General features: G+C 44.9%; 18 protein-coding genes. 10 read left to right on the forward strand and 8 right to left on the reverse strand.

Features of this window, described 5'->3' with window-relative positions:
• Positions 1-431: 431 nt before the first annotated feature.
• The 3 genes from EV213_RS16240 to EV213_RS16250 form a co-directional block, all read right to left on the reverse strand.
• A complete protein-coding gene (locus tag EV213_RS16240; protein WP_133581659.1) occupies positions 432-992 on the reverse strand; it encodes a class I SAM-dependent methyltransferase in 561 nt (186 codons plus the stop codon).
• Positions 993-1,055: 63 nt separating this feature from the next.
• Positions 1,056-2,777 carry an assimilatory sulfite reductase (NADPH) hemoprotein subunit gene (gene cysI / locus EV213_RS16245; protein WP_133581613.1) on the reverse strand — a complete coding sequence of 574 codons (1,722 nt, stop codon included), beginning with the start codon at positions 2,775-2,777 and terminating at the stop codon, positions 1,056-1,058.
• A gap of 30 nt (positions 2,778-2,807) precedes the next feature.
• The gene (locus EV213_RS16250) at positions 2,808-4,643 is read right to left on the reverse strand and encodes an assimilatory sulfite reductase (NADPH) flavoprotein subunit (protein ID WP_133581614.1); all 1,836 of its coding nucleotides are present in this window, start codon (positions 4,641-4,643) and stop codon (positions 2,808-2,810) included.
• Between the two features lie 204 nt (positions 4,644-4,847).
• Here EV213_RS16250 and EV213_RS16255 point away from each other — a divergent pair, with 204 nt between their 5' ends.
• From EV213_RS16255 to EV213_RS16265, 3 genes are all read left to right on the forward strand, one after another.
• Positions 4,848-5,816, forward strand: a complete 969-nt coding sequence (locus EV213_RS16255) for an NAD(P)H-quinone oxidoreductase (protein ID WP_133581615.1) — start codon at positions 4,848-4,850, stop codon at positions 5,814-5,816.
• Positions 5,817-6,333: 517 nt separating this feature from the next.
• Positions 6,334-7,869, forward strand: a complete 1,536-nt coding sequence (locus tag EV213_RS16260; protein WP_133581616.1) for an arylsulfatase — start codon at positions 6,334-6,336, stop codon at positions 7,867-7,869.
• Positions 7,870-7,890: 21 nt separating this feature from the next.
• Positions 7,891-8,613 carry an AraC family transcriptional regulator gene (locus EV213_RS16265; RefSeq protein WP_133581617.1) on the forward strand — a complete coding sequence of 241 codons (723 nt, stop codon included), beginning with the start codon at positions 7,891-7,893 and terminating at the stop codon, positions 8,611-8,613.
• Between the two features lie 158 nt (positions 8,614-8,771).
• On the opposite strand, the gene EV213_RS16270 is transcribed toward EV213_RS16265, so the two are convergent.
• Positions 8,772-9,284, reverse strand: a complete 513-nt coding sequence (locus tag EV213_RS16270) for a VOC family protein (RefSeq protein ID WP_133581618.1) — start codon at positions 9,282-9,284, stop codon at positions 8,772-8,774.
• A gap of 96 nt (positions 9,285-9,380) precedes the next feature.
• Here EV213_RS16270 and EV213_RS16275 point away from each other — a divergent pair, with 96 nt between their 5' ends.
• A complete protein-coding gene (locus tag EV213_RS16275; protein WP_243740218.1) occupies positions 9,381-10,253 on the forward strand; it encodes a helix-turn-helix domain-containing protein in 873 nt (290 codons plus the stop codon).
• A 164-nt stretch (positions 10,254-10,417) separates the two neighbouring features.
• Here EV213_RS16275 and EV213_RS16280 read toward each other — a convergent pair whose 3' ends face one another.
• The 4 genes from EV213_RS16280 to EV213_RS16295 form a co-directional block, all read right to left on the reverse strand.
• On the reverse strand, positions 10,418-10,666 hold the full coding sequence (locus EV213_RS16280) for a hypothetical protein (RefSeq protein ID WP_133581619.1): 249 nt from the start codon (positions 10,664-10,666) through the stop codon (positions 10,418-10,420).
• Positions 10,667-10,740: 74 nt separating this feature from the next.
• On the reverse strand, positions 10,741-11,862 hold the full coding sequence (locus EV213_RS16285; RefSeq protein ID WP_133581620.1) for a serine hydrolase domain-containing protein: 1,122 nt from the start codon (positions 11,860-11,862) through the stop codon (positions 10,741-10,743).
• A 75-nt stretch (positions 11,863-11,937) separates the two neighbouring features.
• Complete coding sequence (locus EV213_RS16290) at positions 11,938-12,450, reverse strand: SRPBCC domain-containing protein (protein WP_133581621.1); 513 nt, start codon at positions 12,448-12,450, stop codon at positions 11,938-11,940.
• A complete protein-coding gene (locus EV213_RS16295) occupies positions 12,447-12,785 on the reverse strand; it encodes an ArsR/SmtB family transcription factor (protein WP_133581622.1) in 339 nt (112 codons plus the stop codon). The genes EV213_RS16290 and EV213_RS16295 overlap by 4 nt, the downstream gene beginning before the upstream one ends.
• Before the next feature lie 217 nt (positions 12,786-13,002).
• Between EV213_RS16295 and EV213_RS16300 the strand changes: the two genes are divergently transcribed.
• From EV213_RS16300 to EV213_RS16325, 6 genes are all read left to right on the forward strand, one after another.
• A complete protein-coding gene (locus EV213_RS16300; RefSeq protein WP_133581623.1) occupies positions 13,003-13,323 on the forward strand; it encodes an ArsR/SmtB family transcription factor in 321 nt (106 codons plus the stop codon).
• Between the two features lie 2 nt (positions 13,324-13,325).
• Positions 13,326-13,715, forward strand: a complete 390-nt coding sequence (locus EV213_RS16305) for an SRPBCC family protein (protein ID WP_133581624.1) — start codon at positions 13,326-13,328, stop codon at positions 13,713-13,715.
• Between the two features lie 26 nt (positions 13,716-13,741).
• Entirely contained in the window at positions 13,742-14,449 is a 708-nt protein-coding gene (locus EV213_RS16310) for an FAD-dependent oxidoreductase (RefSeq protein ID WP_133581625.1), read from the forward strand.
• Between the two features lie 194 nt (positions 14,450-14,643).
• Positions 14,644-15,243 carry a TetR/AcrR family transcriptional regulator gene (locus tag EV213_RS16315; protein ID WP_133581626.1) on the forward strand — a complete coding sequence of 200 codons (600 nt, stop codon included), beginning with the start codon at positions 14,644-14,646 and terminating at the stop codon, positions 15,241-15,243.
• 26 nt (positions 15,244-15,269) lie between these two features.
• The gene (locus EV213_RS16320; RefSeq protein ID WP_133581627.1) at positions 15,270-15,932 is read left to right on the forward strand and encodes a hypothetical protein; all 663 of its coding nucleotides are present in this window, start codon (positions 15,270-15,272) and stop codon (positions 15,930-15,932) included.
• A gap of 55 nt (positions 15,933-15,987) precedes the next feature.
• Complete coding sequence (locus tag EV213_RS16325; RefSeq protein WP_279512775.1) at positions 15,988-16,161, forward strand: TraB/GumN family protein; 174 nt, start codon at positions 15,988-15,990, stop codon at positions 16,159-16,161.
• Positions 16,162-16,185 lie beyond the last annotated feature (24 nt).

Here is a 16,185-nt window from a genome sequence, read left to right on the forward strand (position 1 = left end):
TCATGCAGTCACTGAATGGGAAACCTGCAATCCAATGGTGTGGTTGCATTTTATACAAATTGCCATACGCTCGCTTTCACCCAGAAGGGAACAAGTGCCGTATCCCTCGTCGTGAATTCTTTGCACCTAGGCTTTTGCTGAGCCTCCTTGATCGCATTCGCGCTTTGTGTGGGGCTCGGTTTGGCCTCTTATAGGCTCGCTTTCCTCACGCGTGCTTGTATCGGTAATGGAAGCCGATCTTTTTAAAAATACAGGAGTGTGGACATTGGCACCTCGAGGATTACACATGTACTCAAGAAGTCAATCGGTCTCACCTTGCTTCCGCACAGGTACAGCCCACATTGAAAGGTTTTTTGCTTTACGAGAGTTGGGTAATGAGATCTCGCTTTATGTAAGTGGACGAACTGCGAGCCTCCTTGGAAAACCGATCTCTAACTACCGTCAGAAGGTTTTATCGCGTCTACAATTAAGGAGATCACCTGGAGTTCTCCGTCTTGGTTTCTGTGGTCATGAAGCGCTGAGCGATAGATAAATCCATCTTTTGTGTCCCAAGGCACTGAATGAAAAATGCCTTGTTCGTTACAGTATTCAAGCAAATTCACCTTATAGCCTGCACTTTGAAACATCTGTGTCAGGGTGTTGAAATTGTACAGGATTTTATGTCCCGCGGCAGGGTGATCCTTTGGCCCAGGGCCGCCAACCTGTACCATGTGTTGATACGATTCATTTTGAAAGTAGCCGTCTGGAACCGCGCAGCGAATATGTCCGCCTGGTTTAAGGAACGGAAAACAGGTTTTCGCTGCTTCTATCCCTTCATCGTACGTTAAGTGCTCCCACACATGCTCTGCCAAAATGGCGGTGAGCGATTCCCGAGGAAATTTAGCCTCCCATTGTGAAGCATTTAACAGATTAAGTTCCTCCTCTTGCGTATGCAGCCAATCCTTTCCCTTATCATAGTCTCCAGCGCCGATAACGATCTTCATTTGACTCATCCTCTCTTGTTTTTCAATGACGTGCAAAAACCCGCTCCATTGACGAATGGAACGGGAAATAATTTAGGCGTGAAAGTTTTGCCCATCAGTCACTTCTTTAATATGTCCTGCCCGGATGCAAAAATCACCGAAATGCTCTCCGGCGTTCCGCTCTTTAGCGAACTGTTGAATGATGGGCTTCAACTCACCAAGAATGGTGGCTTCGTCGATATTTTCACGGAAGAGTTTGTTTAAACGACCTCCATCAAACCCTCCACCAAGATACATGTTGTATTTTCCAGGCGCTTTTCCGATAAAGGCGATTTCAGCCAATCCTGGTCGTGCACAGCCGTTTGGACAGCCTGTCATTCGAATGACGATCTCTTCTTCGCGCAGACCTACTTCATCCAAAAGCTCTTCAATTTTTCCAACTAAACTAGGAAGATAGCGTTCTGATTCCGCCATCGCCAAGCCACAAGTCGGAAAGGCAACGCACGCCATTGAATTCCGCCTCAAAGCGGAGTCATTGGTTCCATCGGTAAGACCGTGGGCTTGAATCAATTCATTGATCTTCTTCTTTTTCTGGCTACTCACATTCCCGATGATCAGGTTTTGGTTAGCTGTCAGCCTGAAATCACCGGTGTGTATACGCGCAATTTCACGCAATCCAGTCATCAAAGAATAGTTCTCTTCATCCTTCACTCTTCCATTTTGGATAAAGAGCGTATAGTGCCAACGGTTGTTGCTTCCTTTTACCCAGCCATAGCGATCTCCGTTATGATCAAATGCATATTCACGAACAGGCTCAAGATCCCAACCAAGACGAGATTGCAGCTCTTGAATAAACCAGTCAATGCCTCGATCATCAATGGTATATTTAAAACGTGCATGCTTACGCACCGCTCGGTCTCCGTAGTCTCGCTGAATCATGACTGTTTTCTCAGCCACGTCAATGACTTGCTCAGGATAAACAAAGCCAATGACCTTCGCGATCTGTGGATACGTTTGCGAATCCCCATGCGTCATTCCCATACCACCACCAACGGCCACATTAAACCCAAGCAGCTGTTCGTCTTTATGAATGGCAATAAGCCCTAAGTCTTGTGAAAAGACATCCACATCATTGGATGGCGGCACTGCAATACCGATTTTAAATTTCCGTGGCAGATAGACTGGTCCATAAATCGGTTCAATCTCTTCGGCCTCTTGACTATCAACGACCTTTTCTTCATCCAGCCAAATTTCATGATACGCACGTGTTTTTGGGTCTAGATGGTCGGAGATTTTCGACGCCCACTCATACACCTGTCCGTGAACAGCGGATTCATCTGGATTTGGATTACACATGACGTTCCGATTGACGTCACCACAGGCAGCAAGTGTATTCAAAAGCGCTTCGTTGACTTCCTGAATAAACGCCTTCATATTCCATTTGATAATGCCATGCAGCTGAAACGATTGGCGAGTGGTCAAGCGAATCGACCCATTGCCGTATTCCTGTGCTGTTCGATCCATCACAAGCCATTGGTCTGGTGTCACGACACCGCCAGCGGCACGAACACGAACCATAAACTGATAGGCCGGCTCGAGCTTTTGCTTGTTGCGCTCAATACGAAGATCGCGATCATCCTGCATATAGCTGCCATGAAATTTCATCAGGCGATTGTCATCGTCTGGAATGGAAGCCGTAATGCGATCCTCTAATGATTCAACGAGCGTGCCTCGTAAATAATTGCTTCGTTTTTTTATGTCCTCCACATCACTGTGAGGAGCACTATTCGCTGAGAGTAAATTGTTTTCAGACATGACTAGCTCCCCTTTCCATACATCCCGTGCTTAATACACGTCTCTCTGGTATCGTTTTTCCTGCTGCATCTCCTGTAAATACGCTTCGGCAGCTTCCTTGGAAAGCCCACCCTCTGTTTCTAGAATGGTCGCCAAGGCATTATGAACATCATGAGCCATTTGTTTTTCATCTCCACATACGTACACAACCGCGCCATCCTGCAGCCATTCGTAAAGCTCCTTGCCTCGTTCGAGCATGCGATGTTGCACATACACTTTTTCAGCTGAATCTCGCGAAAACGCGACATCCATATTCGTCAAAACACCCTCTTTTAACCAGCGCTGCCATTCCACCTGATAAAGAAAATCGGTTGAGAAATGACGATCACCGAAGAAAAGCCACGTTCGACTATTGTCTCCACTCTCTTCCTTCTCCCCAAGGAATGCCCTGAATGGAGCAACGCCAGTTCCAGGTCCAATCATAATCATTGGTGTGTCTGGATTGGCAGGCAGTTTAAAGTTCGGATTGTGCTGAATGTACACCGGCAACGTTCCATCTTCCTCTAGGTGGTCTGCGGTATGGGAGGAACAAACGCCATATCGCTGCCGTCCGTGAGACTCGTAATCAACCTTCCGAACGGTCAGGTGAACCTCCTCGGGATAAGCTTCTGGGCTGCTAGAAATCGAGTACAAGCGCGCAGGAAGCTTGCGCAAGACAGGAATCAATTCTTTAGCAGTAATTGCCTGCAGCTTATAGTCCTCAATGACATCCAAAAGATCTCTGCCATGAATATACTCACGCATTTTTTCTGCCTGCTCTGGTTTTACAAGCTCCTGTAATTCGGCATTCGATGATAGAGAAGCGAGGTTTTCAAGCAATGGCTTTGTCAACACTGTGACTTCCACGTGTCGCTGAAGCGCTTCCTTCAAAGGCACTTCTCCCGCTTTTTTTATCGTCACAAGCTCGTTCGCATCCCACTTTAAAGCCGCAAGAACATCCTCAACGAGCTGCGGATGGTTTTGTGGGAAAATGCCTAGGCTATCTCCTGGAGAATAACGCAAATTTGATCCTTCTAACGAAATTTCCAAGTGGCGTGTTTCACGATCTGATCCGCGTCCATTCAAATTCAAATTTTCTAACACTTCGGCTTGAAAAGGATTTGTTCTTGAATATTCAGAGGCGATGTCCGTTTGACCTGCTGCATCTGAAATCGTCACTGGGGCTGCCACTGAAGTAGCTTCTTTTAAAGATGCAAGAACTTTGTCCATCCATTCCGCTGCGTCATCATCGTAATCCACATCACAGTCGACTCTAGCAGTTAAACGCGTGCCACCAAGCTCTTCAAAGCGTGCGTCGAAATCTTTGCCCGTTTGGCAATAGAATTCATACGACAAATCACCAAGCCCAAGCACAGAGTACTTAAGATGATCGAATTTCGGTGCGCGTTTTCCATTCACAAACTCATAAAAGGTTAAGGCATCGTCAGGCGGGTCGCCTTCCCCATGGGTACTGACGAGCAGCAATAGATTTTCTACTTTTTTCAGCGTATTCGTCTTGAAATCATTCATTGACGAGAAGGTCACTTGAAATCCTTGCGCCTGTAATTTGTCAGTTAGCGATGACGCCAACGAACGGCAATTGCCCGTCTGAGAGCCAAAGAGCACAGTAATGTCCTTGGACACTGTTTGTTCAGGCGTTTGTGGTGCTGCGACAGTTGTAGGCAGGTCCGAAACTGTTGCGACACTGGCTCCAGCAGCAAGATAACCGCTTAGCCACGCTTTCTGCGACTCTGTAAGCGTAGGCACGACTTGATTTAATAGGTCTGCTTGTTCTTTCGTAAATGGACTGTTTGTCTCTAGAAGCACGACACATCTACACCTCTCCATACATGAACTGATAACCCTATAAAACGGATAAACTTAATCTGTGTTTAACCTATCACAACTGTTATAGAGTTTCAATTACAAAAAAATGATTACTATCATTAGTTTTACTAATGACAGGATACATTGACCTCTTTCTTTGTTGATGCCCTATGAATTCGGTATACTTACACCAAGACGAGCTAGGTCTTGGAAAGGAAGAATTGTATGAGAGCCATTACGGCAAGTGACGGAAAGCTCACCTTAACGGATCAGCCTGTACCTGAACCGACAAATAAAGAATTGCTTATTCGTGTAGAGGCAGCTGCACTCAACCGTACGGATTTGGCGATGCGCGACGGCAAGTCCGGCTACAAAACCAACCCGATACTCGGCATCGAAGTGGCGGGCGTTGTGGAAAAAGCCGATGAACAAAGGACGTTTGCTGTAGGAGACCGCGTGATGGGACTCGTCAATGGCGGTGGGTACGCAGAATATGCCGTTATGCCGAGCAATCGTGCAATGAGAATTCCAACAGGTTTTTCGTTTGAGGAAGGCGCAGCAATCCCCGAAGTATTTCTTACAGCCTACCAAACGCTGTTCTGGCATGGGAGGCTTGCTGAGCGAGAGAGCGTCCTCATTCATGCAGGTGCTAGTGGCGTAGGAACAGCGGCCATTCAGCTTGCTACACAATTGCGACAGGCAAAGGTGATTGTCACAGCTGGATCGGAAGAAAAACTGGACGTGTGCCATTCCCTTGGTGCAGATGTAACGGTGAATTACAAAACACAGGCCTTTGAAGACGAAGTCCTCAAGGCCACAAACAACGAAGGCGTCAACGTGTTGCTTGATTTTATCGGTGCCTCCTATTGGGACAAAAACCTTAAAAGCATTGGCACGGAAGGTCGCTGGGTACTCATCGGTGTTCTTGGTGGACCGCACGTCGACAATGTGAACTTGTTTAAGCTGATGGCGAAATATGTCCAACTCACAGGAACTTTGCTTACACCAAGAAGTGATGACTATAAAACCCGCTTGACAGCAGATTTTGCTGCGACGGCACTTCCGCTATTTAAAAGCAAAAAAATTCGACCAATGGTGGATACAACATTTTCTCTGGAAGACGCAAGCTTAGCTCATGAGCATATGGAAGCCAACCGCAACATCGGAAAGATTATATTGACTCTTGATTCATAGACAGTCTAGGACATAAATAAATGTTCGGATTTTTAGTGATGTTCTATCACCGCTCCGGCAAAATACTTCGCTTTCCACGGGCACGGCTTCAGCTCGCGCTGTTCCCGTAGGAGTCTTCGTATTTTACCTGCGCTTAGCTATGTTGATTTCATTATTCTTTTGTTGTTCATTAATCTGTTTTCAATTCAGGAATTCATTCAGCGTCAAGCTCAACTAGCAAGTCTCCAGCGACAAAGAAAACACGATGAGGTATTTCCGAATCGATGTTGCACTTGTACCCGTAGAGTGAAAAAGAAAACACGACGAAGCGTACTTCTGAGTCAATGTTGCCCTTGTCCCTTCAGGGTGAAAGCGAGCGTATGGCAGCTTGTATAAAAAGCAACCACATAACGGATTGCAGATTAATCTCAACCACACCTAAGCGTGTCTACCAAATGTAAGGTGCGAAAGTTCAGTAATTAATATCAAAACATTCACTCAAAAATGAACGATTCTAAATTGCAATGGAGGAATTCAAATGACGGATAAGCTACCAAACATTTTGTTGATTTTGACGGATGATCTAGGATTTTCTGATCTTGGATGCTTTGGCAGTGAAATGAACACGCCTCATGTGGACGCACTTGCTAACAATGGCCTCCGCTTTACACAGTTTTATAATTCGGCACGCTGTTGTCCTAGCCGGGCCTCCATTCTTACAGGTCTTTACCCTCATCAAGCCGGTGTTGGTCATATGACGGACGACGAGCCTTACCCTGGCTACCGTGGTCACTTAAAAGACCAATGTGTGACGCTTGCAGAGGTATTAAAAGGGAAAGGTTACCACACGTACATGTCTGGCAAATGGCATGTGGGCAAAAATGAACCTCTCGATCGTGGCTTTGACGAATTTTATGGATTGCTAGGCGGTTTTACAAGCTTTTGGGACGAAAAGGACTATATTCGCTTGCCAGAAAGTGGGCACAAACATCATTACAAAGAAAATGAATTCTATGCGACGGATGCCATTACGGATTACGCACTTGATTTTATTGAAGATGCTCGCAAAGACGACCAGCCGTACTTTATGTATTTGGCGTACAACGCCCCTCATTTTCCTCTTCAAGCCCCAAAAGAAGAGATTGATAAATACGAAAAGTTGTACGAACAGGGCTGGGATCACATTAGGGAAAAACGGCTTGCACGTATGAAAGAGCTTGGGGTTGTGGACAAGGAAACGATACTTCCGCCTCGTGCGGAATACTGGAATCGTGACAGAGACATTCACGGGCAGAATCCAGCTTGGGACGACATAGATCGTGATCGGAAAAGAGACCTCGCTCGCCGGATGGCGATTTACGCAGCGATGGTTGACCGGATGGATCAGAACATCGGACGCGTGATTGAGGATTTAAAGGAACGTGGAGAGCTTGAAAATACGTTGATCCTGTTTTGTTCAGACAACGGCGCTTGTGCGGAATGGGATCCGTTGGGATTTGATGACTGGAGAACGACCTCAAACAAATTACACAGAGAGGCCGATCTGGACAGGATGGGCGACCCTTCCTCCTACCACAGTTATGGTTCTGGGTGGGCAAACGTAAGCAGCACGCCTCTCAGTATGTACAAGCACTATGCCCATGAAGGCGGGATAAGCACGCCTTTAATTGTCCATTGGCCAAAGCATGTGCAACGAAAAGGCGACATTGACCATCGCCCTTCCCATTTTATTGATGTCATGGCCACCCTTGTCGACATCACAAAAGCGGACTACCCAACGCACTATCGGGGGAATGATATCCATCCGATGGAGGGTGAAAGCATGCTGCCCTCATTCTCAGGGGAATCTCAAGAAGAGCGCACACTTTGTTTTGAACATGAGGAGCACTGTGCCATACGGCAAGGGAAGTGGAAGCTCGTGAAGATCAAAGAATTCGAGTGGGCTTTGTATAACATCGATGAGGACAGAACGGAATTGCATGATCTTGCAAACAATTTTCCAGAAAAGGTTGAGCATTTGAAGAGAGAATGGCATGCGTGGGCAGAAAGGACGGATGTTGTTCCGAGACCGTAGAAAAGTGAGGTGGCATAAAAATTGACGATTGATCAGCCCCAGAAGATAGAGATTCTAAAACTTCAAAATGAGGCGCAGACGCAGTTTGGTAAGAACCTGTTGCATGTCCTTAACGGGCAACGCATGTATGATCTCTTTGCCCAGCAACAGCTTTTCCGTGATGGGTGTTATGTGCCGTTTAACGAAGCGATGTGTTCACATGAAACAACAGTGTCGATTTTTTCTTCAGCATTTCAAGAGGTACGGGCAAAGGGCCATCACGTCTCTTTGTCCTCCTATGAGGCGACCGTCTTGACGCCGCTAAAACCGTTCCTTACCAATGAACACGACGGCATCGTTCTCTGGTTTGGAGACGATATGTTCTGTCAGATCAATGCATTGACCGTGCTCGCTTACTTGGACCAATCGGCGTATACAGGCGACGTCCTTTTCTATGTGCTCAATGACAGAACCTATGAGGTCGTTGAGACACTGTCTTTGCAGCCATTGGGCTTTGCTGATATTTATCGCTCCGTACTTTTAGAGCACACATTTCCAACTGCCAAGCTCCCCCCTTTCATGCAGGAGGGAATTCGCCTGTACTTGCATTTCATTGCAGACAACAATGAACTTACCGACGAAATACAAAGACTGTCTAACCTTGATGATGCGCAATTGCTGCAGCACCTCCTTCAGACGTTCCCACAATACGGTTTAGGTGATGTGCAGTATCAACAGCTCATACGTCAGATTCGGCGGCGTTAAGAGGTACTACATGTGATTGGCGGAAACTCTTTGATGCTTACGCAAAGCACACTAAAACGGCGATACCCTGTCATAAGAGCATCGCCACTATTCAAACACATTGCCTTTCGCGTCTCCATTTTCTTGTGCGTGCTGCACTCCATGACGCACGCACAACGCTACTGGCTTTTGCTCCATTCCTCGACTCTACGCTGGCTTTCTTCCTCTGATATATCTTCCATTCGAGTCATAATTGACCACCTGATCCCACAAGGATCGAGTATACTGCCATACCTGTCGCCGGACACAAAATCCACAACTGGCTCCCGGACGGTTGCCCCATGCTCAACGGCAAGCTCTAATGTTCGATCCACGTTAGGGACATAAATGCACAACGAGTAGCATGCCTGACCTTCATCAGGCGGCAAAACGAGACCGTAAGCAGGATTCGCTGCGCCAAGCTGTATATTGCCGTTGCCGAAATCTACTTCCGCGTGCACAATCATACTCTCGCCATTAACGTCCATTTCAGTCGCATTTTTCAATTTGACCTGAAAGACAGCTTCATAAAATGCTATTGCCTTTCTAGGATCGCTAGTGACAATAAAGGGGGTAATCGCTGTGTAACCTTCAGGTGTTCCGTTTTGGACATGCTTTCCGGTCTGGCCGAATTGATCAGTTCGATGCTCCATGTGGTACGCCTCCTCTTAAATTTGCCTGTCCCCGCCTGTTATTGCTATATTGGCTTTTCTCTGCTACTCTCTCCATTATAGAAGTCGTCCATGCTCATGTATTGTAAAAAAGCGACATTTGTTTCCAAGGAGGACAAAATGAACAAAAAGAGCAGTCTATCGACACGGGGCATATTGCATGCCGTAGCCGGACAGGAGAAATTTTCGTTATCTCGTTTCGATCCGGATGCGCGACTTAGCCCGTTTGTCGAGCACTACTGGTCGGTAAGCTATGCTTTGCCCTCTGGCGTCTCGCATACGCAGACGGTCTTGTCGTATCCGAACATTCATCTCGCATTTGAGCAGGACGAAGCAGGACGTCGGGCATTGCTCTACGGAATACCGGAACGACCATTTGTTAGAAAGCTGAGCGGCACCGGCAAAGTGCTGGGCATCAAATTTCGCGCAGGCGGCTTTTACCCGTTTTGGCAGCAGGCGGTTTCTGCATTGACTGGACAGACGCTGGATGCCTCTCGACTTTTCGGATCAGACATGTCAGTGTTCAGAGCTAAAGTGTTGCATGCGGCCGAAGACGCGACCATGGCGGAACAGGCAGAGCGTATTCTGCTGACACGGCTGCCTGAGCGCGACAGCCAGGCGGAAAAAGCTGGTCGTATCGTAGAAGAAACAATACATGATCGAAGCATCATCAAAGTGGAACAGTTGAGCGAACGAAGCGGCCTGTCCATTCGGCAATTGCAACGCCTGTTTAGCCAATATATTGGGGTTTCCCCAAAATGGGTGATTAAACGTTTTCGGCTTCAGGAAGCAGCGGAACGGCTGGAGCAAGACGATAGCGTGGAGTGGGCAGAGCTTGCCGTGCATCTCGGTTATTTTGACCAGGCTCACTTTATTAAAGATTTCAAGTCCGTGGTTGGCACATCCCCAGCTCACTACAGAGAATCGTTAAGTGTGATGAAGGAAACGTGATTAGTTGCGAATCGGTACTTCTTCCATATGTTCAAGCTTCTTTCCTTCGTTCCATTTTGTTCAACAAATCGTTGATAGGACCAAGTACGAGTGCAAGCACCAAACGAACAAAAAACAGAGCTGTTCTAAAAATCGTCTAATCGACCTTTAGGACAGCCCCGATATTAATAACTTTCTTTCAATCGAAAAAGTTTCGTCGCACCATAAGCCAAACCTAGTGCTAGCAACGCCAAAATTAATGGCGATAAACCAGGTGTTGAAGTGATGACAACCTCTGATTGCAGGTGAGCGACATTTCCAAAAGCACCTGACAAATCTGGAGCATATAAAAGAGTCAGGGCAAAACCTGAAATTAGCTCGATACCAAGGTACAAGACAATGAAACTGCAGACAAAGAAGATCTTTTTCTTCAAACTCTCACGCCTTTCCAAGCTTTCATTATGGTTTCATTCTACCAAAAAAGGTGTCATGTTCCAAAGGATGATGATTAATCACGTAATCCATCCCAAATGTAGCTGTGCACGTGTTCCCGAATCGACTTAATATGCTTATTCTCCCGCGAAGGATGAACTCGGTTCGTAAGTAAAATGACAAAGGCATTTAATTCTCGATGGATGAGTATGCTTGTCCCTGTAAATCCTAGATGCCCAATGACGGTTGGCGAGAAAAAATCCCACCCATACCCTCTTGGCTTTTCTAAATCACCCGTTTGTTTCTTAAGTGACTGACGCACGATCGATTCTTCAAGAAGTTGACCTCCATGAAAGGTGCCTTCCCCCATCACCATTCCGCAAAAACGAGCCATGTCATGTAGCGTTGAGAAGACACCTGCATGACCGGCAATTCCATCTAAAAGGCGCGCATTTTCATCATGAACCACACCATGCAAACACTCTTTGCTCTCTACGCATTCCGTTGGTGCGATTCGACCACTGTCTCTCAGTTTATCTATTGGGTTAAAGCAGGTCTCTTTCATATGAAGTGGCTTCCAAATCGTTTCATTTACAAATTCATCTAGCGGTTGAGCTGTTATACGCTCGACCAACAACCCGAGCAAAATGAATCCCCGATTGCTATAAATGACGTTTTGACCTGGTCGATTCTCCAGAGATGTTTGCAAGATCCCCTTTATGATCTCCTCCTTCTGTAACCCGTATTGCTTTACATAAGTGCCTGCGGGCAAACCTCCTGTATGTGATAAAAGATGAGAAATGGTCACATTCCCGACGTCAAAGCCTGTGGATTCTGGAAGATGGTCTGAGACTTGATCGTCTAATGACAACAATCCATTTTGAACAAGAAATAGGATAGCTGGCCAAGTGGCTGTCACTTTCGTTAGTGAGGCGATATCATACAGCGTATGTATTGAATTTGCTTGCTTATAAGGTTCAATTAAGCCAACATTTCCATAAGAGCCTTGATACAACATCTTACCCTCCTGTGCAACGACGATGTTCACACCCGGTACCCATTGCTCTTCCGTTACTTTGACTAAGTATTGATGTAAAGGCTTAAAAAAGTCTACATATGAAGTCGCAAAGTAGATGTTGTCGGATGGCAGCGTTAATGTTCGCCAACTTATCTCTTTTTCTAAATTCCTTGTCATCATCCGTCCCTCCTACTCTAAATACCATATTCTATAAAAAATACCCCTTGCCTTCTTTTCGAAGACAAAGGGGCTACTTTAACGGTTCAGCTTTTGTACGTATTCCTCAAAGTTATCCCAAGTGGATGCCGTTCCTTCGAGCATACCCATGTCCAACACAGACTGCAGTGCTTCAGGTGAGTCATAGACTGTATGTTGAATGAGCTTTGTTTTTCCGCCTTCGTCCACAAAGGTTTGCGTCACAATTGATTCTGGCATTCCTTCTGCTGCTGTTCCCTCTGCATTAGAAAACTGGTCGACGGACTTAATTCTTTCTGGTGTCACAATATCTTTGTAGACTGCTCTCCCCCAAGCTTCCATACCAAAGTGCTCTTGGGTTTCGTCAGTGCACTTCATGCAATAATGCCACACGCCCCCAACACGAAAATCAATGTTGCATACAGCCAATGGCCAGCCTTTTGGACCAAACCAGTTTTTTAAATGCTCTTCTTCTGAGAAGCATTGAAACACAAGTTCACGTGAGGCTTGAAATACCCGTTCCATTGTAAGTTCATTGCCTTCCACCTTTGAAACAATTGAATTCACTGTCATTTACTTTTCCTCCCTATTAGGTGCTTTTTTTGTAACTGTGCCAGATAATCATCGAGTTGATCGTACCGCTCTTCCCAAAGCGTTTGATACGATTTCACCCAAGCTTCCATGTCCTGAAAAGGCTCTGGCAAAAGTGCATAATAGCGACGGTTCGCTTCTGCTCGCTGCTCAACAATGCCTGCGTCATGCAATACGCGTAAATGCTTTGATACCTGCGGCTGCCTGATACTAAGTCGGTCGGAAATGTCGCCTACAGTGAGTGCCCCCTCACGAAGCAATTCCACCATCTGAAAACGGTTTGGCTCTGCTAAGGCGCTTAAAGTTTGTATGTCCATGATGCCAACGTCCCCTTTTTTAGAATTGTGGTTTACCTCTCCCTTCAACTTAGTGTACTTTGTGATATAAATATACCCCTAAAAGAATATTCCTGTCAAGGAATACTAAAAATTTATTTTTCTTTCCTCGAATCGTTCAATTAGCGATTGACGAGACACCTTTTAGTGTCATATAATTACGACACTAAAAGGTGTCTAATGAACAGAGGTGAGAACTGTGACGCAAACGTACCAAGAGCGTGACGTGTATATAGCGATTGCTGACCCTACGAGGCGCAAAATCATTCGGTTGCTGGCAGATTCAGAGGAACTCCCACTTTATGAGCTAACACCCCACTTTCAAATGGGTCGTACAGCTGTTTCTAAACATTTAACCGTGCTGAAAGACGCCGATTTAGTAAGGAACCGGAAAATCGGTAGAGAAACAAGATATCGACTAAATGCAGTGCCCTTGCAGGAAGTGAAGGATTGGTTGTCTTTTTATGAGCAGTTCTGGAATGAAAGTGCATCAAAACTCAAGCGAATATTGGAGGAATAGTCATGGCCGATGTATTGCTAGATTTTCAATTTAAAAGTCCGATTGAGAAGGTATGGGCTGCTTTAACACAGTCAGAAACGCTTGCCCTATGGGTGATGGAGAATAATTTCAAGCCAATTGTTGGCTATCAATGCCAGTTCCGGAAAGAAGAAATCGGTTTGGTCGTAGAGAGCGAAGTTTTGGTCGTAGACAAGCCGAATAAGCTCTCCTACACATGGGTAGGTGGTCCCATAGACACAATCGTTACGTGGACATTAAAGCAAGAGGGCGATACAACCTACTTATACCTTACACATTCAGGATTTGAAGAGGAAAACCAAGCATTCCATGGCGCAAAATATGGTTGGGCAGCGATGGTCGATCAACTCCAGAACGTCATAAATGAATCCTAATACAAGAGATAAAGTGAGGGATTGATATGAGTTTCTTAAAAGATACATTAGCTGTGTTCAAAAAGACGGAAGTCTCCTTTCTAGAGAAGCGTAAGGAATCCGACAATGTGTATACCTTTCGTTTCAAAAAAGAAAAAGACGTCAGCTGGCACGCTGGGCAATACGCCTTATTTACAATTACGCATAAGAAGATCAAGAAGGCAACGCGACCGTTTACGATCAGTTCTTCTCCTACTGAGGATGTTATTCAAATCACTTCGGTGATTAATGAAAAGCCAAGTGAGTTTAAGCAAGCGCTACTTGAATTGGAAAAAGGAATGACTGTAAAGATGAGTGGCTCTGTCGGCACCTTCTATTCACAAGGGAACGCCCCCCTACTGCTTATTGCTGGTGGGATTGGCGTTACACCGTTTCGGGCAATGATCAAACAGTTAGAAAGTGAAGGAATGAATCAAAATAGACCTATAAAACTGATTCATGTAGATGGACAAACATCACACATTTTTAAAGATGAGCTTGAGAGCATCGTGAACAACATTCCCATCGATATAATGTATCTCGAATCGAGAGAGAATTTACACAAGGAAATTGATGCGTTTGTAACAGTTCATAAGGCCGATGCGCACTACTATGTTGCTGGACCGAAGTCGATGGTCGAAGATACAACCAAGCATTTGCAAGAGAGTAATATCCCTAAAGCGAACATTAAGAAGGATGCTTTTTTTGGATATTGATTGTAGATGAAATTTGCTAGGCTTTACTTAGAAACCTCGGTTTTGTACCGGGGTTATTTCTATGTCCTGTGAGACCAAGGTTTAAAGCAATTTCCCTTCCCCTTGACAAGAGATAAAAAAGCATTTAACATAAAAATTGATTGATCGATCAAAATAAAAAATACTCAACCAAAAATCAAAAGGTGGATGCCTACATGGACAACAAACAATATTTAATAGCAGATGCTCGCAGAGAACAAATCATAAAAGCATCAATAGAGGTTTTAACAGAAATCGGGTATAAGAACACGAGTCTTTCCAAAATAGCGAGTAAAGCGAAGATAAGTACGGGGCTTATCTCCTATCATTTCTCCGGTAAGGAAGATTTGATGAAACATACGTTAATGTATTTGGTTCTAAAAGAGCGTGCCTTTATTAAACAAAAAGTAGAACCACAGCAAACAAATTTGGAGAAATTAATGGTTTTTATTGAAGCAAGCTTAGCTTATCAAGGTACAAACCGTGAAAACAACAATGCTTTACTTGAAATTGTTTTTAATGGGCGTACGGAAGACAATGTCCCCTACTATCTGGCAGAAATCACTGACGAAGATGAATTAAATGTTTTGTTGAAAGAGATTCTTTCCAAAGGGCAAGAAACGAAAGAATTTGATATTGATTTTGATCCTCCAGTGGTTGCAATGATCGTTCGGGGCGCTATATCGGGGATGATGCAATTGCCTCAGGATGAAATAAGCCTTGAAGAGTACAGTGAAAAGTTGTTAAAGAGCATTTTGAAAATGGTCAAATTCTAAATCGAAAAAAGGAAGGTGTGTAGTCCATGCTTCGTTTTATTCGTCGCAGTAAACGGCGTTTAAAAATGAAAAAAGTAAAAGAAGGCGATGGTCATCTATTAAAGGATTATCGCATATGGCACATGTTCACGCGCTCATTATTCCATATCGAAATCACCAATAGTAAGAATGAAAAAACGAAATACGCTATGAATTGTAAATATTTCACAGAAGAACCTCAAGTTGATTTATATCGTAACGGCAAACACGTAGCTTTTTCTAAGCTCCCAGCGGCATTCCCCATTGAAAATGGCATACTTGAAATTAAAAATGGCGGGTACGGCATCAATCGAATCCACTATGTCACGGATGAAGAAGGGGCATTTTCAATATATCCAGATAAACGGTCGATTAGAGGGTTACGGATGAGGTTGCATAAACAATTTCCAACAATAAGCTCGCTCATTGAGAAGTTGGCGGTTGTTATTCTATTAACGTCAATCGCGCTAAGCTTCCCTCAACTAGTAGAAAAATTGACTGAAGTCCCATGGGTGACTGAAAATGTCGGTGCCTTTCATTCACCATTCGCCTTTCCACTTACGGTGAACCTAGGGATTATTGGTATAGGGATGTTAGCTGGTTACGAGCGTACGCTCATGCTTCGAAGCCATTGGCTCATCGATATGGAAACAAACACCTGGAATCAATAAGGCATCTCCAAAAGAAGCATATTTTTATGAAAGGGATGAGCCATGTGATACAAACATTGACTTAAATGACACTCGAAATATCAATATGGCAAACAAGCTTGACGAGATTCTGCAAAACGATAGTGGTCAGACCTATTTTGTTATGGTCGGTGCGGCCCACGTTGTGGTGCAACCAAGTATTCCAAGTGGACTTGAGGAAAAAGGATACGAGGTTGAGCGAGTTTTATAATGCGATTAAAGCTTGAAGTACGAA

This window comes from Aureibacillus halotolerans (genome assembly GCF_004363045.1).
GTDB lineage: Bacteria > Bacillota > Bacilli > Bacillales > DSM-28697 > Aureibacillus > Aureibacillus halotolerans.